The organism is Pseudarthrobacter raffinosi (assembly GCF_023913835.1).
GTDB lineage: Bacteria > Actinomycetota > Actinomycetes > Actinomycetales > Micrococcaceae > Arthrobacter > Arthrobacter raffinosi.
In genome coordinates, this window is sequence record NZ_JAMXBG010000020.1 from 16,509 (window position 1) to 40,153 (window position 23,645).

A 23,645-nucleotide genomic window follows, 5' to 3' on the forward strand; every position below is an offset into this window, starting at 1 on the left:
GGCTGATAGCGTCGGGACTACTGGACCAATCGAGGAGGATTCATGAAAGCTTCACCGACGCTGACCAATAACCTGCAGGCCGTACTTGCGGACCTGATTGAGCTGCACATCCAGGGCAAGCAGGCCCACTGGAACATTGTGGGGAACAACTTCCGGGACCTTCACCTGCAGCTGGACGAAATCGTGGATGCCGCCCGGCAGTTCGCGGATGACATGGCCGAGCGGATGCGCGCCCTTCATGCCCTGCCGGACGGCCGCAGTGCCACCGTGGCCAAGTCCACCAGCCTCGCGCAGTTCCCCGAAGGCCTCATCAACACGAAGGACGCCATCGAGCGGATCGTTGCCGCGCTTGAGGCTGCCGTGGGCACCATGCGCAAGGTCCATGACGAAGTGGACGAAGAGGATCCCACCACCGCGGACCTGCTCCATGAATTCATCGCCAAGCTGGAACAGTACGCGTGGATGGTGAACGCCGAGACCATGAAGGCCTCCGCCAGCGTCACCGCCCCTGACGCCAAGTAGTCGCCGGCCCATAGTGAGGCCACAGGCGCCCGGCGCAGGAAGGACTTCCTGCGCCGGGCGTTTATTGTGCGCTCGCCGGCTTGCCGGAGACGGGCCCCTAGTCTGCCGTCGGAACTTTCCGGAGTACGACGGCGGCAAGGACTGACGCGCTCGCCATCAGTACCAGCGCAATTGCCGCAGTGGTGTGGACGCCCGAATCAAACGCCAGGCGTGCTGCGCCGCGGAGCGCTTCCGCCAGTGGAGCAGGCAGGCCGGCGGCCAGTTCCACGGCGCCCGCCAGAGTTTCACCCGCGAGGTGTACTGCAGTGCCCGACGCCATTTCCTCCACCCCGGCCGGAAGTCGGAGATTGTGCTGGTAGGAAGCGGTCAGGATGGAGCCCAGCATCGCCGTCCCCAGCAGGGACCCCACCTCATAGCCCGTTTCGGAGATGGCGGCCGCCGCTCCTGACTTCTCCGCTGGAACGGAGCCCAGGATGAGGTCATTGGAAATGGTTTCCGCTGTGCCCACGCCCAGGGCAAGGATCAGCAGCGCGGCCAGCAGGAGGGCCGGGCCGGAGCCGTGGTCACCGAAGACCACGATTCCGTACCCGGTGGCGCTCAGGGCCAGGCCACCCGCCACCACAAAGCCCGGACGCACCTTCCGGACCAGCGGCACCACTGCCAGCCCAGCCAGCACTGTTGCCACCAGGGCCGGGATCATGGCAATTCCGGCGGCCGACGGCGTCATTCCGTCCAGGAGCTGCAGGTGCTGGGCGAGGAACAGGATGAAGCCGTTGAAGGAGAACAGGGCCAGCACGTTTGCCGTGATGGCAGTGCTGAAGACCCGGTTGCCGAACAGTGATATGTCCAGCAGGGGGCTGGCCAGCCGCTGCTGGCGGCGTACAAAGACGACGCCCATGGCCAGGCCAAAGGCAACAAGACCCACAGGAGCGGCCCCGAAACCATCGGTCGCCAGCTCCTTGATGCCATACACAACGGGCACCATTACCAGCAGGGACAGGACGATGCTGGGCACGTCCACCCGCCCGGGGCGCGGATCTTTTGATTCCGGGATGAAGGCAGGGCCGAACGCCAGCAGGGGCAGCATGATGGGCACGGCGACCAGCAGGATCGCGCCCCACCAGAACTGCTCCACCAGCCACCCGCCGAAGATGGGACCCAGGGCGGCGCCGCCGGAGAAGCCGGCAGCCCAAATGGCCACGGCCAGCCGACGCCGGTTTGGGTCCGGAAAAATGTTGCGGATCAGCGACAGGGTGGAGGGCATCAGCATGGCGCCGAAGAACCCCAGCATTGCCCGGCCCGCTATCAGCCACTCTGCGCTGGGGGCAAAGGCTGTTGCTGCTGAGACCGCGGCGAAGCCAACGCTGCCGGTCAGCAGCAGCCGTCGGCGCCCGATCCGGTCACCCAGGCTGCCCATGGCAACCAGCAAGCCGGCAAGCACCAGGGGATAGGCGTCCACAATCCACAGCAGCTGGACTCCGGTGGTTTCCAGGCTGCTCGCGATGGCCGGAAGTGCAAACGTCAACGCAGTGTTGTCCACCGCAACCAGGAGCACCGGAAACATCAGCAGGGCCAGCGCGAGCCAGTCGCGCCAGGGCGCCTTGACGGGCCCTGACGGCCTGAGGTCGGCTGCCATGGTGGATGTGCTTCGGGTGTTCTGGTTGGACTGTGTGGACAACGTCATATCAATAACTATACCGTCCAGACGGTATAGTTAAGAAACGGGGCCCGGAGCGTGCATGATTGAAGCCATGGCCAGAAATCCCGTCGCACGCGATGCAGTCCTCGACGCTTTTGAAGAACTCCTGATCGATGTGGGGGAGCGGGCTGCCACTTTGGACGCGGTGGCCAGGCGGGCCGGCGTATCCAAGGGCGGGTTGCTCTACCACTTCCCCAACAAGGAAGCGCTGATCGCTGCGGTGCTGGAGCGGCTGGACCGACTGGCCGTCGAGGACCTCGCGCTGATGGCCGCAGCAGCCGAAGGTGCGGCGGCCTACTTCATCCGTTCCTCGCTCTGGTCCGACTCGCCTATGGACCGCTCCTTCGTGGCCGCCACCCGGCTGGCTGAAGTGGCCCATGAAGAGGCCCGCCGCCGCTTTGCCGCCATCCAGCAGCAATGGTTGGACCTGATCGCGGCCGACGTCGGCACGGCCGTGGCGAAAGCCGTGCTGTACATGGGGGACGGGCTGTATTTCAACGCCATGTGGGAAAGCGGTACCACCGGGGACAGCCGGGGCAGGCATGGAGACATTGAGGAGCTCCTCGCTGCCGTGGAGCGGCTTCGCGGCTGATTCTGCTCAATCATTCGGCCAGCCTTCTGGTGCAGCCCGCGTCCATCCGGGCGCGCTGGAGCTCCACACCGGAATGATTGAGCAGAATCCGCCGACCTCATTTGCCCGGTGGCCCGGGGCGTAGGAGAATTGGACCGCGTGGCGACCATCTGCGGCCGCCACAAAATCTGAATATGCCTTTGATCTGCGGCGGGAGAGTTCTGTTAGTAGGTACAACAGGCGCCGTAGGAGCAAATCCTCCCCAGGAATCTCTCAGGCCCACGTACCGCCGCGGCCAGGCAACTCTGGAAAGTGGCAGGCCGTCCGCCTGAAGCGTCCCGGATCACTCCGGAATGTCAGGACCGCTGTGCCCACCGACGGTGCAAGCGCAGCCTAGCGGAAGCAGGCTGCGCGGAAACTCTCAGGTCCCAGACAGAGTGGGGAGGAACCCGAGTCGATGTGGCGCACCCTGCGCCGCCTTAGTAATGGAGTTCCTTGTGAGTGTTAATTCGGCCTCGGCCACTTTCGTTGACCGGCATATTGGCGCCCGCCGCCAGGCCGATATCGACTCCATGCTCAAGGCCGTCGGCTACGGCACTGTGGACGCGCTGGTGGATACGGCCGTTCCCAACGGCATCCGGCAGGATGTGGCACTCCGCCTTAAGGACGCCCTCAGCGAGGTTGAGGTCCTTGCGGAGCTGCGGAAGCTCGCGGCGAAGAACAAGACGGCTGTCCAGATGATCGGCCAGGGTTACTACGACACCGTGACGCCCGCGGTCATCCGCCGGAACATCCTCGAGGCCCCGGCCTGGTACACCGCGTACACGCCGTACCAGCCGGAGATTTCGCAGGGCCGCCTGGAGGCGCTGCTGAACTTCCAGACCATGGTCCAGGACCTGGTGGGCCTGCCGATCGCGAACGCGTCGCTGCTGGATGAAGCCACCGCGGTGGCCGAGGCTGTGCTGATGATGCGCCGGGCGAACAAGAACAAGGAGGCCCGGGACGGCAAGACGGTCCTGGATGCCGATTGCCTGCCGCAGACCATCGCGATTGTGAAGGGCCGCGCCGAAGCCCTGGGCTTTGAGGTGGAGGTCGCTGACCTGTCCAAGGGCCTGCCCGACGGCGTTATCAACGGGATTGTGCTGCAGCAGCCGGGCGTCTCGGGCCGGGTCTTCAACCACGCCGACGTGATCGAGGCTGCCAAGGAGCGCGGCGCGCTCGTCACGGTCGCTGCCGACCTTTTGGCGCTGACGCTGATCACGCCTCCGGGGGAGCAGGGCGCGGACATCGCCGTCGGCTCGACCCAGCGTTTTGGTGTGCCGTTGTTCTTCGGCGGCCCGCACGCCGCCTACATGGCGGTGGCGAAGGGCCTGGAGCGGTCCATGCCGGGCCGCCTCGTCGGTGTCTCCAAGGACGACGCCGGGACCCCCGCGTACCGCCTGGCGCTGCAGACCCGTGAGCAGCACATCCGCCGTGAGAAGGCCACGTCCAACATCTGCACCGCGCAGGCACTGCTGGCCATCGTTTCCTCGTTCTACGCCGTGTACCACGGCCCCGACGGCCTCAAGGCAATCGCCGAGACCACCCACAGCCACGCTGCAACCATCGCCGCATCGCTCAAGGCGGCCGGCCTGGACGTTCTGCACACAAGCTTCTTCGATACCGTCACGGTTTCCGTGCCCGGCAAGGCTGCGGCCATTGTTGCCGCAGCGGAAGCCCAGGGCATCAACCTGCGCCACATCGACGGCGACACCATCGGCGTTTCCGCCGATGAAACCACAACCCCGGCCATCGTCGCCGGCGTGCTGGACGTCTTTGGTGCCGCCGCGGTGGACGCAACCGCCGGCACTGACACGGAGTTCGCGCTGGATGCCGCCGTCGAACGTTCCTCCGGTTACCTGCAGCACCCGGTGTTCAACACGCACCGTTCCGAGACCCAGCTGCTGCGCTACATCCGCAGGCTGAGCGACCGGGACCTGGCGCTGGACCGCACCATGATTCCGCTGGGTTCCTGCACCATGAAGCTGAACGCCACGGCAGAGATGGAAGCCATTTCCTGGCCGGAGTTCGCCTCGATCCACCCGTTCGCCCCGGATTCCCAGACCGTGGGCTGGCGCGAACTCATCACCGATCTCGAAGACCAGCTGACCGAGATCACGGGCTACGACCAGGTGTCCCTGCAGCCGAATGCCGGGTCCCAGGGCGAGCTCGCCGGCCTGCTGGCCATCCGCGGCTACCACCTGTCCCGCGGCGATGACCAGCGCACGGTCTGCCTGATTCCGGCTTCGGCGCACGGCACTAACGCCGCCTCCGCTGTCCTGGCGGGCATGAGGGTCGTTGTGGTTGCCACCGCCGCGGACGGCAGCATCGACCACGCTGACCTGAATGCCAAGATCGAGGCGAACAAGGACGCCCTTTCGGCGATCATGATCACCTACCCGTCCACGCACGGTGTCTACGACGCCGATGTCCGTGAGGTGTGCGATTCGGTGCACGCTGCAGGCGGCCAGGTTTATGTGGACGGCGCCAACCTGAACGCGCTCGTTGGCCTGGCGCAGCCGGGCAAGTTCGGCGGCGACGTCTCGCACCTGAACCTGCACAAGACTTTCTGCATCCCGCATGGCGGCGGCGGACCCGGCGTTGGCCCGGTCGCGGCGAAGGCCCACCTGGCGCCGTTTATGCCGGGTAACGCAGCCACGTGGACCGAAGGCAATGACGTCCCGATCTCTGCCTCACGGTTCGGTTCTGCCGGTGTCCTGCCCATCTCCTGGGCGTATGTGAAGCTGATGGGTGGCGAGGGCCTGACCGAGGCCACGAAGTCGGCGCTGCTGGCGGCGAACTACGTGGCGGCCCGCCTGAATGAGTACTTCCCGGTTCTCTACACCGGCGAGGGTGGGCTGGTGGCGCACGAGTGCATCCTGGACCTCCGCGGGCTGACGGCGAAGACCGGCGTCACCGCGGAGGACGTGGCCAAGCGCCTCATCGACTACGGTTTCCACGCCCCCACCCTCGCGTTCCCGGTGGCGGGCACGCTGATGGTGGAGCCCACCGAGTCCGAGGACCTGGTGGAGATCGACCGGTTCATCGACGCGATGATCACCATCCGCAAGGAAATCGACCAGGTGGCCAACGGCGACTTCACTGTCGAGAACAGCCCGCTGCGCCACGCACCCCACACCGCGTCCGCCGTCGTATCTTCCGACTGGACCCGTCAGTACCCGCGTGAGCAGGCCGCCTTCCCCGTCCACCACCTCAAGCAGGACAAGTACTTCCCGCCCGTCGGCCGCATCGACGGCGCAGCCGGGGACCGCAACCTGATCTGCTCCTGCCCGCCGCTCTCCGAGTTCGAAGACTAGAGTCCGGGCCCGGCAGACCGGAGTTTTCACGCGTGCTGCGCCCCACCGGCTCCCTAACCTCGCAAGCTCGGCCAGGGAACCCTGCCGGCGTGGGCCCAGAGCAGGCAGAGGATGCCGGGGACCTGCCGCCCCAACCGGAGGCTTTAGACTTGTGGCTACGCAACCCCTGAGATTGGACACGGCCCCCTTGCGAGAATTCACCGCCCGCTTTGCCACAGCGGAGGAAATTGAGAACTGGGACAAGCACGTCACGGCCAACCCGAACGGCGGCAACATGTTGCAGTCCGCTGCCTACGCGTCCGTGAAGAACGGCAGCGGCTGGACCGCCCGTTTCCTGGTCCTGGAGTCTGCCGGGACTGCCAGCTACAACCTGGTGCTGGAGAAGAAATTCCCGGTGCTGGGCCGCCTGTGGTACCTGATCAAAGGTCCTGACCTGGGTGCCGTCGAGGACCTGAAGCCGGTCTTGGACGCGTGCGCTGTATTCGCCCGGAGCCGGAAGCTCAATGTCTTCACCATCAAGATTGAACCGGACATCGTGAGCACCCCGGAAGCCCGGGCACAGCTCGCCGCCGCCGGCCTGGTGAAGGCCCCTAACATCCAGTCCAATGACTCCACGGCGCTCCTGGACATCGCGGCACCGGAGAACGAGGTGTTCCGGTCCATCTCCTCCCGCGCCCGCAACGCGATCCGCCGGGCAGAGCGCGAAGGCTGCGCCGTGGTGCAGCAGGAGCCAGGCCCGGAAACGTACCGGGCGCTGTATGACCTAATGGCGGACACCGTCAACGCCAAGGGTTCCATGCCGTTGCGCAGCCTCGAGTACTACACTCAGTTCTGGGACGAATTCTGCACGCGCGGCCAGGGCAGCTTCTTCTTCGTTTACGAAGACGGCAAACCCAGTGTGGGCGCCTTTGTGATCAACTACGGATCCAAGGCAACCTACAAGGACGGCGGCTCCACGCAGAACAGGAAGCAGTACGGCGATTCGCACCTGGTCCAGTGGCAGGCCATCCGGAGAATGCAGGAACTCGGCTGCACCGAGTACGACTTCTGCGGCACGCCGCCCTCCGGCCTGATCAAGGACAAGACCCACCACCTGTACGGCATGGGCATGTTCAAAACGAGCTTCACTAAGATGGTGACGGACTTCGTCGGCTGCTACGACTACGTGCTGTCGCCCGTCAGGCACACCCTGTGGGTCAAGGGCGCGGAACGGGTCTTCCGCCGGCTTGAAACCGCACGCACCGGCCAGCAGTTCTACTGACCGCCCACCAGCCACTCTCACCATCCACACCACGAAGGCCAGCGCCTGCCCCAGTCGGCAGCCCAGCCATAGATGAGGTTATTTCCGTGAATCCAACCAAGGCCGGAGCCGGACTCGAGCTCAGCGTCCTCAGCGATGCCGAGTTTGAGTCCTTCTCCCTCAAGCATCCGCAAAACAACTTCATCCAGTCCGCTGACTTCACCCGTTTCCAGCGTGCCCGCGGTCAGTCAGTGGAACTGTTCGGTGTAAGGCGCGACGGCGACCTGGTCGCTGCCGGGAAACTGAACTTCACCACCAACCGCTGGGGCTACAAGGTGTGCGAGTGCGCCAAGGGCCCCCTCCTGGACTACACAGACTCCGCACTGGTGCGTGACGTCGTCGGACTCCTTAAGGAACGCGCCGCGGAACGCAAGGCTGCCGAACTCCGGATTTCCCCGAACCTGACGTACATCGCCCGCGATGCCGACGGCGCCGAACACCCCGAGATCGTGGACAACAGGCCGCTCGTGGCGGAACTGGCGGGCCTGGGTCTTGAACACCAAGGCTCGGACATGAACTTCACCAACGTGAACTGGATGTTCATCAAGCAGCTCGACGGCATCACGGACGCCGAGGAGCTCATCATGGGCACCAGCTACCGGACACGGAAGGCCATCCGGAAGGCTGAAAAGAACGGCGTGTTCCTGGAGCAGGCCACCCTTGAGACCCTCGACGAGTTCTACTATGCGCTGAGCACGGCGGGGGACGAGAGGGGCTTCTTCTATCGGGAACGCGAATACTACGACCAGCTCCTGCGGACCACCTCGGCCGAGTTCACCAAACTCATGATGGCCAAGATCGACATCCCCGCGTACCGGAAGTCCATCACCGAACGGCTGGAAGCGGAATCCGCGTCCGCAGCCGAACTCCGCCGTGAAGTGGAAGAGACCGGCAGCAAAAAGAAGGCCAACCGCCTCAAAGTGGTCCAGGACCTCGTGGACAGCTACGAGCGCAGCCTCAAGGACATCGAGCGGTTCCCGGACTCGGTGGGAGTGGCAACAGTAGCCGCCATCCACTTCGTCTGCTTCGGCGACGAGGTGGTCTGCGTCATCGGCGGCACCAAGCAGGACTACATCTACTTCAACGGCGCCACCTCGCTGTACTGGGGGATGCTGCTGCACGCGCTGGACAAGGGCTACTCGCGCTACAACTTCTACGGCACCTTCGGCATCCAGGGAGAGGACGAAGAAGGCCACGGCGGCTACGAGTTCAAGAAGGGCTTCGGCGGCGACGTGGTCCAGCTGCTGGGTGACTTCGTGATGCCGGTGCGGCCGGTAGCCTTCCAGGCCAACCGCCTGTTCCGAGCGGCCATCGCGGCGGCGCGCACCCTGCTGGGCAAACTGCCACTGAAGCGCCAGGCCTAACACCAAACCACGAACTGCCAGAAAGGGAGGAGCACCAAGGTGAACGATCGACCTGAAAACCCAAGGCGCAGGCCTCCCACCGACGGTCTGCCCAAAACAGAGCCTCTCACCCCCTCCCAAATCCACCAGGATGCGGCGGCGAAGAGGATGCTGCGGCGCCTGGTGCGGGGGGAGAACCCGCCGACGGCGCCACTGAGCATTGTGGACAGGCTCGCCGGAAGCCCCTACGCCAACCCCATGATCCAGGTGGGAGGCGTGGACACGTCCGCACGCAAGACCCTGGACTTTTCCCTGCACCTGGCCGAGACCATGTTCCGGTACGGGGCAGGAGCCCTGGAAGTGGAGACGAGCATTATTGCCGTCACCGCGGCGCTGGGGCTGAAAAACATCGAAGTGGACATCACCAACCAGTCGGTGGCCATCAACTATGCGCCCAAGGACCAGACGCCCATCTCGCTGCTTCGGGTTGTGCGGTCCTGGACCAACAACTATGCCGGGCTGGCCAAAGTACACCGGCTGGTGACGGACATCGTGGCCGGGGGAGTGGGGCGCGATGAAGCCATCCGCCGGCTGGACGAGGCCATCACCAGCCCCAAACCGTTCCCGCGCTGGATGGTCACCATAGCGTTCGGCGTGTTCGCCGCAGTCTTTGTGGGTGTGCTCGGCGGCGGGCCGGTGTCCTCGGGCATTGCCTTCGTGGCCAACATCGGTGTCAGCCTGCTCGCCCGCCAGCTGGGCCGGTGGCGGGTTCCGGACTTCTTTACGACGGCGGCATGCTCCTTCGGCGTTACACTCACCGCGCTGCTGTTGTGGCGCTTTGAACTCACCAACGCCCCGGCGATTGTGGTGGTGGGCGGCATCCTCCTGCTGCTGCCCACCGGGCGCCTGGTCTCCTCGGTCCAGGATGCCATCAACGGGTTCCCCGTGACCGCAGCGGGCCGGTTTCTGTCCACCTTGCTGACCTTTGGTGCGATTGTGGCCGGGATCGCGGTGGCCTTTGTGGTGGGCGCGATGACCGGAATGCAGCCCATTAGCGTTACCCAGACATTCCCGCCAGCCTACGACCTCTGGGTCCTGGTGATCTTTATTGCCGTCGCCGTGATGGCCATCGGCGTGACGGAGCAGACCTCCTGGGAGCTGCTGCTGCCTACCGCGGGCGTGGGCGTCGTGGGCTACCTTGTGCTGCTGGGTGCCGCGTCCCTCGGCGTCGGTGACCGGTTCTCCCCGGCGCTCGCCGCCGTTGTGATTGGCCTGCTGGCGCGGGTGGTGGCGTTGAAGATGGGCGCACCGCAGCTGGTGGTGGCCGTCCCGGCGGCCCTGATCCTGCTGCCCGGGCTGACCATTTTCCGCTCGATGTATGTGCTGACCATCGAGGAATCCGAAATCCTCCTCGGCGCTGGCGGCATGCTCAACGCCGGCGCGATCGTCCTGGGCACAGCGGCCGGCATTGTCCTCGGCGACACCCTGGCCCGGCCGTTGACGGGCAGCCTGGCCAGCAACGAACGGCGACGCGCCCGGCGCCGCTAGGTACAGCTCAGATCTTCCCTGCTTAGATCTTCCCCATGGGCAGTTTCTTCTCCGCCTGAAAGTCGTCCTCCACCCGGCCCTGGGCCCAGTAGCCGGACAGCGAAACCTGGCTCCGTTCCAGGCCGCGCTGGACGAAAAACACGTCCCGCAGGCTCTTCATGTAGCCGCGCTCGCCATGGGCAAAAACGTCAACGCGGCCAGTGGGCCATTCGGCGTCGGCCACCGCTGAGACGAGGAGGTCCCCGGCGCCTGCCGGCGCGCCGTGGCGGCGCAGCCAGGTCACCTTAACGCCCGCCGGGGACGCGAGGGGCTGGATGTCGGCGTCGCTGTCCACCTCGATATACGCCAGGCCTGTCGCTTCCGCCGGCAGCGATTCGATGGCGGCGGCGATCGCAGGAAGTGCGGCTTCATCGCCGGCAAAGAGGTACCAGTCAGCGTCAGGCGCCGGGTTGTAGGCGCCGCCCGGGCCGGTGAAGGTGAAGGTGTCCCCGGGCTTGGCGGCAGCCGCCCAAGGGCCGGCCAGCCCTTCGTCGCCGTGGATCACAAAGTCGATGGCGAGTTCCTGGGCCTCGGTGTCCACCCAGCGGACCGTGTAGGTGCGGGTGAAGGGCCACTGCTCGCGGGGCATGGTTTCGCGGATGGTCCACAGGTCCAGGGGCTGGGCATAGTCAACGCCGGGCTGCGGGAAGACGATTTTGATGTAGCGGTCCACGAAGGTGTTGTTCACGTAGGCGGCAAAACCTTCGCCGCCGGCCACGATCCTGACCATGTATGGCGAGAGTTCTTCCCGTCGGATGACCGTGAGATCGATCTGCGGACGTGTTTTTTTCGTGGCGTTGGTGGCGGCCGGAAGAGTGCTCATAAGGCAAGCCTAAGCTAAGGGACCGGAGGGAGTTCCCAGGTTACGCCAGGGCATCCCTGGTCCTGCAGCAGTTGGTTGATGGTGCTGAAGGGCCGGGAGCCGAAGAATCCGCGCGACGCCGACAGCGGGCTGGGGTGGGCGCTGGACACGACCGCCGCGCCGGGCAGGAGGGGCCGGACGCTCTCCGCGTCCTTGCCCCACAGCACCGCCACCAGCGGCGACGGCCCGCCGTCGGAAGTGCGCCGGCTGGCCACCGCGGTGACTGCCGCCGTCGTGATGGCCTCCCAGCCTTTGCCCCGGTGGGAGCCGGCTGCCCCGGCGCGGACGCTCATGACCCGGTTAAGCAGCAGGACCCCTTGGCTTGCCCAGGCGGACAGGTCGCCGTGGACGCGCGCCGGAAGGCCGAGGTCAGACTCCAGCTCACGGTAGATATTCGCGAGGCTCCGCGGGATGGGGCGGGTCCGCCCGTCAACGGCAAAGGACAGGCCGATCGCGTGGCCCGGCGTGGGGTAGGGGTCTTGGCCCACTACCAGGACCTTCACGCCAGCCAGCGGCTGCCGGAAGGCGCGCAGAACGTTCGACGGCGCCGGCAGCACGCGGTGGCCCGCGGCAACTTCGGCAGCCAGGAAGCCCAGGACGCCGCGCAGCTCACTCTCTACGGGGCCCAGCGCCTCCGCCCAGTCGGCAGCCATCAGCTCACTGAGCGGCAAGGCGGCCATCTCGGCAAAGCCAACGGCCTCCGCCGGGTCCGCCGTCAGTTCGAACAGCGCGTCAGATTCAAACACGCTCCCATTCTCGCAGGGTTGCCTGATGCTGCGGTCGGGGCGCAAATGACAACCGTGTTATTCACGCCGTAGCATGGGGAGGAGATTTAGTAACTTGACCGGTGATTCAGCGAGACCAGCGAAGGGGTGTGCCGTGGCGGAACCTCCTCGGGAATATATGCCGGAGCCGGAGGAGCGCGGTTCTTTGCTGGCTGACTTTACCCTCCGTGACTCCCCGTTGAGCGAGCGCGACCAGCAAATGCTGGCACTCGAGCGGCAGTGGTGGAAGTACGCCGGGGCCAAGGAACAGGCCATCAGGGAGCTGTTCGATCTGTCCGCAACGCACTACTACCAGCTGCTCAACGCCCTCATCGACACCGAGGCTGCACTGGCCCACGACCCCATGTTGATCAAGAGATTGCGTAGACTACGTACGTCGCGTCACCGGGCACGCACTGCACGACGCCTGGGTTCCGACGCCTGACCACGCTCGTGCTGAGCAATCAGCAGCAATCAACAAGGACGTCTCCCCACCATGACCAAATACGCTCGGGATGAATTCGACAAGGTTCCGGAGTCCGCCTCGCGGCAAGGCGTCCACCGTGCGGCCTCGGCGCCTGCCCGCCGCAAGCTGTGGCCCATCCTCGCGGTGGGGATTGTGGCATTGGCCATTGGAGTGGTGTCCTTCCTGATCCTTCCCAAGCTCGGGTTCACCCAGGCCGGCAGTGAAGCCTCCACCAGCCTGGAATCAACCGCGGCCCCCGAGGCAAGCGCGGCACCGTCGGCCACCGCTGAAGCCTCCACGGACCCGGAGCCCTCTAATAGCCCTGACGCCGAGCCCAGCGCTTCGCCCAGTAACATTCCCTCCGCGGTTGTGCTGGACAAGACCCAGGGCGTGGCCATCTACAACGCCTCCGGTAAGGCCGGGCTCGCCGGACGCATCAGCTCTATGGTCCAGGCCGATGGCTGGACGCTGGGCCAGGTGGGGAACTGGGGCGGCGCTCCGCAGCAAACATCCGCGATCTTCTACTCGGGCCCGGCGCAGAAAGCCAACGCCGAAGCAGTCTCCGAACTCCTGAACATCCCTACTCTGGTGGAGAGCCAGGACTTCCAGGTGCCGTTGGTTGTTGTCCTGGGGCCGGGCTACCAGTAGCGTCTCGCGGTCACGCCTGAGTAACTTTTGGGCCCCGGAGCGGCCGTGTGGTTCGGCCCGCCGGATGGCTTGTCGCTAGAGTGATTTCAGGCTTCGGTCCGTAACAAGCGGCACACTTCCGACAGGGACCGACGGCACGACGGAAAAGAGTGGACATCATGGCATTGGGAACGGTTAAGTGGTTCAACGCCGAAAAGGGCTACGGCTTTATTACGGTGGACGGCTCCGGGGACGATGTCTTTGTGCACTGGTCGGCCATTGAGGGCGAAGGTTACCGGGCCCTGGATGAGGGCCAGCGCGTGGAGCTTGAAGTCGGTGAAGGCGAGAAGGGCCCGCAGGCAGAAAACGTCCGGCCCACGCAGTGATCTCCCGCAGCTTGCGTTCAACAATCGTCCGCACAGCCACGGGGGCGGCCGTCCTGCTGGCCCTGGCCGGCTGTGCCGGGGCAGGCGGCAACGCCCGCGTTGAATCCGCTGAAGCGTCCGGTGACGGCACGCTGCGGATCGGGCTGATCCAGGACAGCGCAGGGGGGCAGGCCTTCCTCAACGACTCGCAGCTCGCTGCGGCCCAACTGGCCATCAAGGAAATCAATGCGGCCGGCGGTCACAAGGGCAGGCTTGTTGACCTGGTGGTAGGCGCCGGTGAAGGCGCCGATGCCCAGGCCAGGAATCTGGCCTCAGCCAAGGTTGATGCAGTGATCGGTCCCACGGATTCGAGTCACGCCGCTGCCGCCATCGACGTCCTCTCGGCTGCGCGGGTCCCGCTCGTCTCGCCGGCCAACTCCGCTGCCGGCCTGTCCCGCTTCAAGAGCGGCGGCTACTACTTCAGGACGGCGGCCGCGGACGTTGCACAGGCCTCGGTGCTGGTGAAACTGGCCAAGGACGGCGGCGCCAAGGGCCTTGCCGTGGTCTACCAGGACTCTAGCTACGGAAAGGACGTTTCGGTCGCGGTGACCGGCGCCGCCAAGAACGCCGGCCTGGAGACTGTCTCCACCACCGCCTTCAAGCCCGGCGACGCCGGGAACGCGGCAGCTGCTGCCAAGGCTGCCACGCCTGACGCCGTGGTGCTCATCGCCAGGGGCGATGCCCAGGGCGCCATCGCCGAGCTCAATAACGCTGGGATCTCGGGCAAGAGCATCATCCTGAGCGACGGCGCCTTCGCCCAATACGGTTCGGGGGTGGGATCCAAGGCCCTCGACGGCGCCCGTGCAGTGGTGCCAGGCCTGCTGCCGTCCGCGGACTTCCAAGCACGGCTTGTTTCGGTCAACCCTGCATTGAAAGACCTTTCGTTCGCCGCCGAGACCTACGACGCCGTGAACCTCGCGACCCTGGCGGCAGCGAAGGCTGACGACGATGCCGGCCGCTCCATCGCCGCCAACCTGATCGCCGTGTCCGGCGGGACAGTTGGCGGGCAGCCCGCCGCGAAGGCCTCTGGCCCGGCCACCAAGCCGTGCCTGTCCTACACCGAGTGCCTCGCTGTCCTGAAGACCGGGGCAGGCATTAATTACGACGGCGAATCGGGGCCGGTTGCCTTCGATTCCAACGGTGACATCACCACTGCCAATTACATGGTGTTCACGTACGGCGCGGACAACAAGGCAGTGCTCAGCGGCCGTGAGGCTGCGGGCCGGGCCGCAGGCTGATCGCCAATGGCGAACGGGTCGCCCTGACAGGGCGATTTGCGGGGTCTTTCGCTTGCACTCTCACCTAGGGAGTGCTAATTATTGAGTTAGCACTCTTACGTACCGACTGCTAAAGCAACGTCCGGTTTTTCCGGCAGCGGAGCTTGGCGGCGGGTCGTGGAGCGAGAGAAATACCTAGCTGGAGTGAGATCCCCAGCCGCGGCATACAGAGGCCGCCGGTGAAGGATCGTCCGTCGCGGGCACTGCAGTGAGGTTCATTCTTAACGACTGTCCCGAAAGGACTACTGCCGTTATGGCCAAGATCATTGCATTTGATGAAGAGGCACGCCGCGGTCTTGAGCGGGGCCTGAACATCCTCGCCGACGCCGTCAAGGTCACCCTCGGCCCGCGTGGACGCAACGTCGTCCTCGAAAAGAAGTGGGGCGCCCCCACGATCACCAACGATGGTGTTTCCATCGCCAAGGAGATCGAACTGGACGACCCTTACGAAAAGATCGGCGCTGAGCTGGTCAAGGAAGTTGCCAAGAAGACGGACGACGTCGCTGGCGACGGCACCACCACGGCTACCGTGCTGGCGCAGGCCCTGGTCAAGGAAGGCCTGCGCAACGTCGCGGCCGGCGCTGACCCGCTGTCCCTCAAGCGCGGTATCGAGAAGGCTGTCGCGGCCGTCACGGTTGAACTGCTGGCCTCGGCCAAGGAAATCGAAACCAAGGAAGAGATTGCGGCTACTGCCTCCATCTCCGCCGGTGACGACGAAATCGGCGCCCTGATCGCTGAAGCCCTGGACAAGGTGGGCAAAGAAGGCGTCATCACCGTCGAGGAGTCCAACACCTTCGGCCTGGAGCTCGAGCTCACCGAAGGCATGCGCTTCGACAAGGGTTACATCTCCGCTTACTTCGTTACTGATACTGAGCGCCAGGAAACGGTCCTTGAGGACCCGTACATCCTGATCGTCAACTCCAAGATCTCCAACGTCAAGGAACTGGTTGCTGTCCTGGAAAAGGTCATGCAGTCCAACAAGCCGCTGCTGATCATTGCCGAGGACATCGAGGGCGAGGCCCTGGCCACCCTGATCGTCAACAAGATCCGTGGCACCTTCAAGTCCGTTGCCGTCAAGGCTCCGGGCTTCGGCGACCGCCGCAAGGCCCAGCTGGCCGACATCGCTGTACTCACCGGTGGCCAGGTCATCGCCGAGGAAGTCGGACTCAAGCTGGAGACCGCCGGACTGGAACTCCTGGGACGCGCCCGCAAGGTTGTTGTCACCAAGGACGAGACCACCATCGTTGAAGGTGCCGGCGACGCCGACCAGATCGCTGGCCGCGTTTCCCAGATCCGTGCCGAGATCGAAAACTCCGATTCGGACTACGACCGCGAGAAGCTGCAGGAACGCCTGGCCAAGCTGGCCGGCGGCGTTGCAGTCATCAAGGCCGGTGCCGCAACCGAAGTTGAGCTCAAGGAACGCAAGCACCGCATTGAGGACGCTGTCCGCAACGCGAAGGCTGCTGTTGAAGAAGGCATCGTCGCCGGTGGCGGCGTTGCACTGATCCAGGCCGGCGCCAAGGCGTTCGCGAACCTGAACCTGACAGGTGACGAAGCAACCGGTGCGAACATCGTCCGCGTTGCCATCGACGCCCCGCTGAAGCAGATCGCCTTCAACGCTGGCCTCGAGCCTGGCGTTGTTGTCGACAAGGTCCGCGGCCTGCCTGCAGGCCACGGCCTGAACGCAGCAACCGGCGAATACGTCGACCTGCTGGCTGCCGGCATCAACGACCCGGTCAAGGTAACCCGCTCTGCCCTGCAGAACGCGGCTTCCATTGCCGGTCTGTTCCTCACCACCGAGGCCGTAGTGGCCGACAAGCCGGAGAAGAACGCTCCGGCCATGGGTGGCGGCGACGACATGGGCGGCATGGGCGGCTTCTAGTCCCCAGCGCCCGGACTACGTTCCGCGCAAACCATAATGCGGCCCCCTCCACTGGAGGGGGCCGCATTTGTTTGGCGCTACTTGCGGGCCGTGGCCAGCATCCCTTCGACTTCCTTCTTGAACGCGTCGGCGGCCGCCTGCGGAGTCATCCGGTCGTACAGGACTTCGTCGGTGAACCGCTTGATGACGTTCTGGACGCTGCCGGCACCCACCGGCGGGACGGGAGGCGCGCCGGCGATGTCCGGCGCAATGACCTTCAGGAAGGCCACCACAGTGGTGGCTGCCGGCTTGAGGGCCGGGGTGATGCCCTCGACGATCTCAGAGTTGCTGGGGACTCCGCGGTCTGTCATAAGGATGGCGCCTGCGGGGCGCGGAGCATCTTGATGCTGCTGCCCGTGGTGGTTTCCAGTGATCCCAGCTGGTTGGTCCACCACCAGGCCATGCCCACCCGGTTCGTGCCGAACAGGCTCTCCTCAAGGCCTGCGCCGGAGTCCTCGGTGGCCACCGTGGCCGGCGGACTTGCCTGGGAATCGCGCTGTTCCTTCAGCCGTTCCCAGAACGCAGCGGCCGTAGCGGTGTCGGAGTCCAGTTTCCCGTCCTGGGAGTAGAGGTCCTCGCCGTGCTGCCGAAGCCAGATGATGAGGTCCGCCTCGTTGCTGCCATAGGCCGCGCCGTAGCTCTTCCCGTCACCGGCCGCGCTGAGTTTCGCGGCGGTGTCCAGTCGTCCCAGGTCCAGGTGGTGTCGTCGGGGACAGGCACGTTTGCTGCCTCGAAGACCTTGGTGTTCGCCATGATGACGTAGGCGTTCTTTCCGGTGCTCAACCCGTACTGTGCGTTGTCGTATTGGCCGGACGCCAGTGATTCCTTGTCCAGCTTGGAGGTGTCGATCCCGCCCTGTTTGGCCAGGTCCAGCAGCGCCCCGCGGCCACCGTACTCGGCGATGTATTTCTGGTCCATCTGGATGACATCCGGTGCGTCATTGGCAGCGGTCGTGGTGGCCAGTTTGTCCCAGTAGCTGGCCCATTCGCCCGGCTCGGATTCGATCTTGATGTTGGGATGTTCCGCCTCGAACGCGTCGATGACTCTCTCTGTTTGCGCGTTGAGGTACTCATTGCCCCACCAGGCGAACCGCAGGGTGACTTCGCTGTTTTCGCTGGAGCCGGCGGGTGCACCGCAGCCTGTGGCGAGCAGTGAGACAGCGACGGCGACTGCGCCGAACTGGAATCTCCTGCGGCTAATGGCCCGAATCTTCATTGACGTGCCGTCCTCAAAAGGGTGGAGGTCCACCCCGCGCGTGTCCCGTGGCGGCGTCGGTGCCGGTGGGGAAGCTTCGACTGAGAAAGCGCTTTCCCGGCCAGGATTCGGATTCTGCCGCGCTTCGACTTCGGCGTCAAGGCTTTTCGGTAAGCGGTTTCCCGAGCGCTGGCTGAACCGGTTGTCGGCGCTGTCTGGCAGGATGGTTAGGTGACAATTACTGCAGCGGCCGACGGTTCGGCTTTAGGAAATCCCGGCCCGGCCGGTTGGGCCTGGTATGTGAACGACGACTGCTGGCGCGCCGGGGGATGGCCGCACGGCACCAACAACCAGGGCGAGCTGATGGCCGTCCTGGATCTGTTCCGTGCCACCGCCCACGTCCCGGAGGAGGACCTGAGGGTCCTGTGCGACAGCCAGTACGTGATCAACTCCATCACAAAGTGGATGCCGGGCTGGAAACGCAAGGGCTGGCGGAAGGCCGACGGCAAACCCGTCCTGAACGTTGAGCTGCTCAAGGAACTTGACCGGGAAATCGCCGGCCGGAAATACACGTTCGAATGGGTCAAGGGCCACGCAGGCCACGACCTCAATGAGGCAGCCGATGTCCGCGCGCGTGCAGCCGCCACCGCGTACCAGCAGGGTGTGGCAGCGCGTTCAGGCCCGGGCTTCGCGGGAGCCCCGGCAGCGGTTGGCCCAGCAGCTGATAGCCGGGTTGCCGTCAGCCCTGGGGCAGGCGCCGCACTGACCAGCCCCGGCGCCGCCACTGCAGCCAGCCTTCAGGCCGCCACCACAGCCGGCGGTGCTGGCTTCGACAGTCAGGTCTCGTACGGCCAGGACCTTTTCAACCAAGGCCCCTACGAGGAGCCGGACCTCTTCAGTGAGCTGGAGAGCGACTCCTTCATCCCGTCGGAGTCCGCCGGGGCCGAGATGAGCCCCGAAGCGATCGTCGAGGCCCTCGAACGCGAGTTGTCGGGCCCCGACATCCGTGGGGACATCGGCCGCACCGGCGTCCTCCTGCACCCTGATTTTATGGAGATCGGAACCTCGGGCAGGGTATGGACCCGTGACGCCACGATGATGGCATTGGAAGAGGAACCGGGGCAGCACACTGAACTGGAGATCCTGGGTGCGGACCGCATCGGCACCAGCGCGATCCTGCTGACGTGTCGAAGCTACTCGCGCTTAGGCACGGCTCTCCATAGCTCACTGTGGGTCTTGGACGGCAACAGATGGCGGCTCCGATTCCGCCAGGGGACGCCGGAGGCGTAGGGGCCATTTCGGCTGGGGACTCAGCTGAAGCGCTGGGTGTTGCCCTGCTCGGCCTGGGCGTAGGTGGACGCTGCTGATGCCAGGGCCATGTTGATGGATGCCAGCGATGCCTCCACCTTGCCCTGGGTGAGTGTCCACTCGGTCACCAGGGCCTGGAAGTTGTTGGCAGCCGAGCCCCGCCAGGTGGACTGCAGTTCGTCCAGGCCGCGCTTCATGGTCTGGACGTCCGAGCTGATCCGGTCCACAGTTGCTTTGACGTTGGCCGACTTCAGCTGAAGGAGTTCGGTGTCGACGGAAATGATGCTCATGGCTTGCTGCCTCTCGAAGTAGTGGGACAGCATGTGCTGCCCGCCCGGCTGCTCCGGGCCACTACCGCGAGCCTACGGACGGGCACTGCCCGCACGCCACGCTCCATGGCTATATGTGGATAACCTTGCCATCTCCGTGGCCTCCGTCCACAGGATCGCCATCCTGCGTGGCGGGTGGGCCCGGGTGGGCTTCCGCCAGGTGGTCATCGCCGGCGTGAGCCTCATCGGTGGCGTCGTCCCGGACCGGCAGGCTGACCACCAGCGTGGCCCCGCCGCCGTCGGTCTTTTCCACCCTGACGGACCCGCCGTGCGATCCGACGATGGCCGCGACAATCGCGAGCCCCAGGCCGCTGCCGCCGGTCTCGCGCGTCCGGGACGTGTCCGCGCGGTAGAAACGCTCGAACACCTTGGACGCGTCCTCTTCGAAGATGCCAGGGCCGTGGTCACGGACCTCGATCACGGCGAGCGGCTGCCCGCCGTCGGAGGTCCGGACCCCGACGGCTAGTTCGATCGGGCTGCCGTCCGGGGTGTAGCGCAGGGCGTTCCCCACGAGGTTCCCCACCACCTGCCGCAGTTTTGCTTCGTCACCGAGCACCGGCGCGGGGGCGGCCGGATCGTCACCAAGGCCGGTCAGGGAGATGGGGCGCGAGCGGTCGCTCGCCTGCGTGTCCACCACCGCATCGTGGGCAACCAGCTGCAGGTCCACGGGCTTTTGCTGGAGCGGGCGCTGTTCGTCCAGGCGCGCCAGCAGGAGGAGGTCCTCCACCATAGAGCCCATCCGTTTGGCTTCGCTTTCGATCCGCCCCATGGCCGTGGCCACGTCCTCGTCGGTGGCCAGCGCGCCATGGCGGTAGAGCTCGGAGAAACCCCTGATGGTCACGAGCGGGGTACGCAGCTCGTGGGAGGCGTCGGCCGCGAACCGGCGCATTCTGCCTTCGGAGGCTGTCCTGGCGGCGAAGGCCGTCTCGATATGCGCCAGCATGGCGTTCAGCGAGCTGCCGAGCCGCCCCACTTCAGTGCCGGGATTTTCGACGTCCACACGCCTGGAAAGGTCGCCCGCGGCGATGGCGGCTGCGGTCTTTTCCACCTTGGCCAGCGGACGGAATGACCGGGATACGGTCCAGCTGGCGATCAGGGAGGCCAGCAGCAGGGTGAGCAGGCCGACGCCGGTGACCACCAGGGTGGCGTGCTTGAGGACGTCATCCACGCTTTGCAGCGGCAAGCCTATGACAACGACGGCGGGACGGCCGACATAGAGCACGGTCACCGCGACCACCCGCCAGTTCTGGCCGTCGGTGCCCCTGACCTGGTACGGGAGGGTGCCCCGGTTCTGGGCGTCCTCAACGGAGATGGTTGCGATGTCGGGGTGGTCATCCGGATCGCCGCCCAACAGCTGGGGGTTCTCACCGGGGGTGTAAAGGATCAGCGAGTAGTCAGTGGGGACCATCGGGTTGGTGGGTGCCTGCAACTGGGTGAACGAGCGCTGCTTGCTGGCGAGGTCGACGGCGGCGTACAGCTTGTCATCCACCTGCGCCTGGAGGTAGCTGTGCAGCAGCGTGAGGGTGCCGGCGCCGGTTGAGGTCAGCGCAACAATCAGCAGTGCCATAATCATGGCCACCAGCTGGGACCTCAACGAGGCCGATTTCCACCGCTGCAGCAAGGTCAGCGCTTCTCTGCCGTCCGGAGCACGTAGCCGACTCCGCGTTTGGTCTGGATCAGTGCCGGTGCGTCCGGATCAATGTCCACCTTGCGCCGGAGGTAGGAGATGTAGGACTCCACGATCGAGGCGTCGCCGTTGAAGTTGTACTCCCACACGTGGTCCAGGATCTGGGATTTCGACAGCACGCGGTTGGGGTTCAGCATGAGGTACCGGAGGAGCTTGAATTCCGTGGGGGACAGTTCGATCACGGTGCCGCCGCGGCGCACTTCGTGGGCGTCGTCGTCGAGCTCCAGGTCGTCCACACGGATCACGGCGTCGTCGTCGAGCAGGGGCTGCGTGCGGCGCAGGACGGCACGGATGCGGGCTACTACCTCGTCCAGGCTGAACGGCTTGGTGACGTAGTCATCCCCGCCTACGGTGAGGCCGGTGACCTTGTCCTCCGTGTCATCCTTCGCCGTGAGGAACAGGACCGGAAAATGCTTACCCGAAGCCCGCAGCTTGCGGGTGACGGTGAAGCCATCCATGTCCGGCAGCATCACGTCCAGCACCGCCAGATCGGGCGCGTGGAGCTCGGCGGCGGCCAGCGCGTCACGGCCGTTGGCGGCAGAGACCACCTCGAAGCCTGCGAAGCGGAGCGAGGTGGACAGCAGCTCGCGGATGTTGGGTTCGTCATCAACAACTAGCAGCTTGGCTTCTGGGCCGGTCTTCTTCATGCTCCCATCATGCTCCCAGAAGCTGTGAGTTTTCTGGATGGATGGTGGGTGTTCCATGGGGAGCCCGCCGGGCATGGCCATCCCCCTCGCCGGACAGGAACAGCGGGTGGCCGTTAGGCGGCGCCGACATCCTTGGCGTCCATGATCCGGTAAGCATAGCCCTGCTCTGCCAGGAAGCGCTGCCGCTTGGCCGCGAAATCCTGGTCCAGGGTGTCCCGGGCCACCAGCGAGTAGAAGCGGGCCGCCCGGCCGTCCTTCTTGGGGCGGAGCAACCGGCCCAGCCGCTGGGCTTCCTCCTGCCGCGACCCAAAGGAACCGGAGACCTGGATGGCCACCGAGGCCTCGGGCAGGTCGATGGAGAAGTTGGCCACCTTGGAAACCACCAGCGTGTTCACGTCGCCGGCCCGGAATGCATCGAAGAGCTTCTGCCGTTCCTTGACGGACGTATCGCCCTTGATGACGGGAGCATGCAGGCGCTCGCCGATCTCGTCCAGCTGGTCAATGTATTGCCCGATCACCAGCAGCTGCTCGCCCTGGTGCCGGGCCACCAGCTGTTCCACGATCAGGGTCTTGGACTCGGACGTGGCGCACAGCCGGTACTTGTCGGCGTCCTCGGCCATGGCATAGGCCACGCGTTCGTCCCGGGGCAGGTCAATGCGGACCTCCACACAGTCCGCGGGGGCGATGTAGCCCTGGGCTTCGATGTCCTTCCACGGCGCGTCGTACCGCTTGGGCCCGATGAGGCTGAAGACCTCGCCTTCGCGGCCGTCCTCGCGGACCAGGGTGGCGGTGAGGCCCAGCCGGCGGCGGGCCTGCAGGTCCGCGGTCATCCGGAAGATCGGCGCCGGCAGGAGGTGCACTTCGTCATAGATGATCAGGCCCCAGTCGTGGCCGTCCACCAGCTCCAGGTGCGGGTACAGGCCGCCGCGTTTGGTGGTGAGGACCTGGTACGTGGCGATGGTGACCGGGCGGACCTCTTTGACCGCGCCCGAGTACTCGCCGATTTCGTCCTCCGTCAGGGACGTCCGTTTGAGCAGCTCGTCCTTCCACTGCCGGGCTGCCACCGTGTTGGTCACCAGGATGAGGGTTGTGGTGGAGCTCGTGGCCATGGCCGCGGCACCCACCAGCGTCTTCCCGGCCCCGCAGGGCAGCACCACCACGCCGCTGCCGCCGGCCCAGAAATTCTCGGTGGCGAGCTGCTGGTACGGGCGGAGCTTCCAGCCGTTCTCGTTCAGGGCGATCAGGTGGGGTGTGCCGTCCACGTAGCCGGCCAGATCCTCCGCCGGCCACCCGATTTTCAGGAGCAGCTGCTTGAGCTGGCCGCGCTGTGAGGAGTGGACCACAATGGTTTCGCCGTCGATCCGCGGCCCCAGCAGGGGCTGTATTTTTTTGGCCCGGATGACCTCCTCCAACACCGGGTAGTCGTCCGTGCGCATCACCAGGCCGTGCTGGGGGTCCTTCTCCAGCCGCAGCCGCCCGTACCGGGACATGGTCTCTTCGACGTCGATCAGCAGCGAATGCGGCACGGGGAACCGCGAGTATTTGAGCAGGGTGTCCAGGACCTTCTCCGCGTCCAGGCCGGCGGCGCGTGCGTTCCACAGGCCCAGGGGCGTCAGGCGGTAGCTGTGCATGTGCTCCGGGGCGCGTTCGAGCTCGGCGAAGGGGGCGATGGCATGGCGCGCCTCGGTGGCCAGTTCGTGGTCCACTTCTAGCAGGATGGTTTTGTCACTTTGGACGATCAGCGGGCCGTCGTTCACGCG

The 23,645-nt window shown here is 65.4% G+C and carries 19 protein-coding genes, 1 pseudogene and 2 riboswitches; of the genes and pseudogenes, 12 read left to right on the plus strand and 8 right to left on the minus strand.

The annotated features are described in order from the left end of the window. Positions 1 to 42: 42 nt before the first annotated feature. Positions 43 to 522: a Dps family protein gene (locus tag NG697_RS17190; protein ID WP_252611414.1), complete on the plus strand. Its 480-nt coding sequence runs from the start codon at positions 43 to 45 to the stop codon at positions 520 to 522. A gap of 97 nt (positions 523 to 619) precedes the next feature. Here the strand turns inward: NG697_RS17190 and NG697_RS17195 are convergent, their stop codons facing one another. Continuing rightward, positions 620 to 2,158, minus strand: coding sequence for an MFS transporter (locus NG697_RS17195; protein ID WP_252611438.1), 1,539 nt, complete (start codon positions 2,156 to 2,158; stop codon positions 620 to 622). 115 nt (positions 2,159 to 2,273) lie between these two features. Here NG697_RS17195 and NG697_RS17200 point away from each other — a divergent pair, with 115 nt between their 5' ends. The 5 genes from NG697_RS17200 to NG697_RS17220 all read left to right on the plus strand — a co-directional run bounded on the left by NG697_RS17200 (position 2,274) and on the right by NG697_RS17220 (position 10,339). Beyond that, positions 2,274 to 2,813 (plus strand): TetR/AcrR family transcriptional regulator, encoded by a 540-nt coding sequence (locus NG697_RS17200; protein WP_252603436.1) that lies wholly within the window; start codon positions 2,274 to 2,276, stop codon positions 2,811 to 2,813. A 180-nt stretch (positions 2,814 to 2,993) separates the two neighbouring features. After that, a riboswitch (glycine riboswitch) is annotated at positions 2,994 to 3,091 on the plus strand. Position 3,092: 1 nt separating this feature from the next. Then, positions 3,093 to 3,238: riboswitch (glycine riboswitch) on the plus strand. Between the two features lie 39 nt (positions 3,239 to 3,277). Further along, complete coding sequence (gene gcvP, locus NG697_RS17205; RefSeq protein WP_256473060.1) at positions 3,278 to 6,148, plus strand: aminomethyl-transferring glycine dehydrogenase; 2,871 nt, start codon at positions 3,278 to 3,280, stop codon at positions 6,146 to 6,148. Positions 6,149 to 6,335: 187 nt separating this feature from the next. Then, complete coding sequence (locus NG697_RS17210) at positions 6,336 to 7,409, plus strand: lipid II:glycine glycyltransferase FemX (RefSeq protein WP_252614768.1); 1,074 nt, start codon at positions 6,336 to 6,338, stop codon at positions 7,407 to 7,409. A gap of 86 nt (positions 7,410 to 7,495) precedes the next feature. Continuing rightward, complete coding sequence (locus tag NG697_RS17215) at positions 7,496 to 8,812, plus strand: peptidoglycan bridge formation glycyltransferase FemA/FemB family protein (RefSeq protein ID WP_252614770.1); 1,317 nt, start codon at positions 7,496 to 7,498, stop codon at positions 8,810 to 8,812. Between the two features lie 39 nt (positions 8,813 to 8,851). Then, positions 8,852 to 10,339, plus strand: coding sequence for a threonine/serine exporter family protein (locus NG697_RS17220; protein WP_252611401.1), 1,488 nt, complete (start codon positions 8,852 to 8,854; stop codon positions 10,337 to 10,339). A gap of 22 nt (positions 10,340 to 10,361) precedes the next feature. On the opposite strand, the gene NG697_RS17225 is transcribed toward NG697_RS17220, so the two are convergent. Next, a complete protein-coding gene (locus NG697_RS17225; protein ID WP_252614772.1) occupies positions 10,362 to 11,201 on the minus strand; it encodes a siderophore-interacting protein in 840 nt (279 codons plus the stop codon). 14 nt (positions 11,202 to 11,215) lie between these two features. After that, on the minus strand, positions 11,216 to 11,986 hold the full coding sequence (locus tag NG697_RS17230) for a uracil-DNA glycosylase (RefSeq protein ID WP_058929988.1): 771 nt from the start codon (positions 11,984 to 11,986) through the stop codon (positions 11,216 to 11,218). 133 nt (positions 11,987 to 12,119) lie between these two features. On the opposite strand from NG697_RS17230, the gene NG697_RS17235 reads away from it, so the two are divergent. The 5 genes from NG697_RS17235 (at position 12,120) to groL (ending at position 16,681) form a co-directional block, all read left to right on the plus strand. Continuing rightward, positions 12,120 to 12,449, plus strand: a complete 330-nt coding sequence (locus tag NG697_RS17235; RefSeq protein WP_374209945.1) for a DUF3263 domain-containing protein — start codon at positions 12,120 to 12,122, stop codon at positions 12,447 to 12,449. Positions 12,450 to 12,500: 51 nt separating this feature from the next. Next, positions 12,501 to 13,118 (plus strand): LytR C-terminal domain-containing protein, encoded by a 618-nt coding sequence (locus NG697_RS17240; protein WP_252611396.1) that lies wholly within the window; start codon positions 12,501 to 12,503, stop codon positions 13,116 to 13,118. A 158-nt stretch (positions 13,119 to 13,276) separates the two neighbouring features. Next, on the plus strand, positions 13,277 to 13,483 hold the full coding sequence (locus NG697_RS17245) for a cold-shock protein (RefSeq protein ID WP_252602267.1): 207 nt from the start codon (positions 13,277 to 13,279) through the stop codon (positions 13,481 to 13,483). 11 nt (positions 13,484 to 13,494) lie between these two features. Then, on the plus strand, positions 13,495 to 14,760 hold the full coding sequence (locus NG697_RS17250; RefSeq protein WP_252614774.1) for an ABC transporter substrate-binding protein: 1,266 nt from the start codon (positions 13,495 to 13,497) through the stop codon (positions 14,758 to 14,760). Between the two features lie 292 nt (positions 14,761 to 15,052). Continuing rightward, entirely contained in the window at positions 15,053 to 16,681 is a 1,629-nt protein-coding gene (groL, locus tag NG697_RS17255; RefSeq protein WP_058929984.1) for a chaperonin GroEL, read from the plus strand. Between the two features lie 77 nt (positions 16,682 to 16,758). Here the strand turns inward: groL and NG697_RS21425 are convergent. Continuing rightward, positions 16,759 to 17,935 (minus strand): annotated as a pseudogene (locus tag NG697_RS21425) (ABC transporter substrate-binding protein). Between the two features lie 210 nt (positions 17,936 to 18,145). On the opposite strand from NG697_RS21425, the gene NG697_RS17275 reads away from it, so the two are divergent. Continuing rightward, a complete protein-coding gene (locus NG697_RS17275; protein WP_252614778.1) occupies positions 18,146 to 19,204 on the plus strand; it encodes an RNase H family protein in 1,059 nt (352 codons plus the stop codon). 20 nt (positions 19,205 to 19,224) lie between these two features. Here NG697_RS17275 and NG697_RS17280 read toward each other — a convergent pair whose 3' ends face one another. From NG697_RS17280 to NG697_RS17295, 4 genes are all read right to left on the minus strand, one after another. Continuing rightward, the gene (locus NG697_RS17280; protein ID WP_058932786.1) at positions 19,225 to 19,512 is read right to left on the minus strand and encodes a WXG100 family type VII secretion target; all 288 of its coding nucleotides are present in this window, start codon (positions 19,510 to 19,512) and stop codon (positions 19,225 to 19,227) included. A gap of 109 nt (positions 19,513 to 19,621) precedes the next feature. Further along, the gene (locus tag NG697_RS17285) at positions 19,622 to 21,172 is read right to left on the minus strand and encodes a sensor histidine kinase (protein WP_252614780.1); all 1,551 of its coding nucleotides are present in this window, start codon (positions 21,170 to 21,172) and stop codon (positions 19,622 to 19,624) included. A 2-nt stretch (positions 21,173 to 21,174) separates the two neighbouring features. Further along, complete coding sequence (locus tag NG697_RS17290) at positions 21,175 to 21,885, minus strand: response regulator transcription factor (protein ID WP_058929981.1); 711 nt, start codon at positions 21,883 to 21,885, stop codon at positions 21,175 to 21,177. 113 nt (positions 21,886 to 21,998) lie between these two features. Then, complete coding sequence (locus tag NG697_RS17295; RefSeq protein WP_252611387.1) at positions 21,999 to 23,642, minus strand: DNA repair helicase XPB; 1,644 nt, start codon at positions 23,640 to 23,642, stop codon at positions 21,999 to 22,001. Between the last annotated feature and the right edge of the window lie 3 nt (positions 23,643 to 23,645).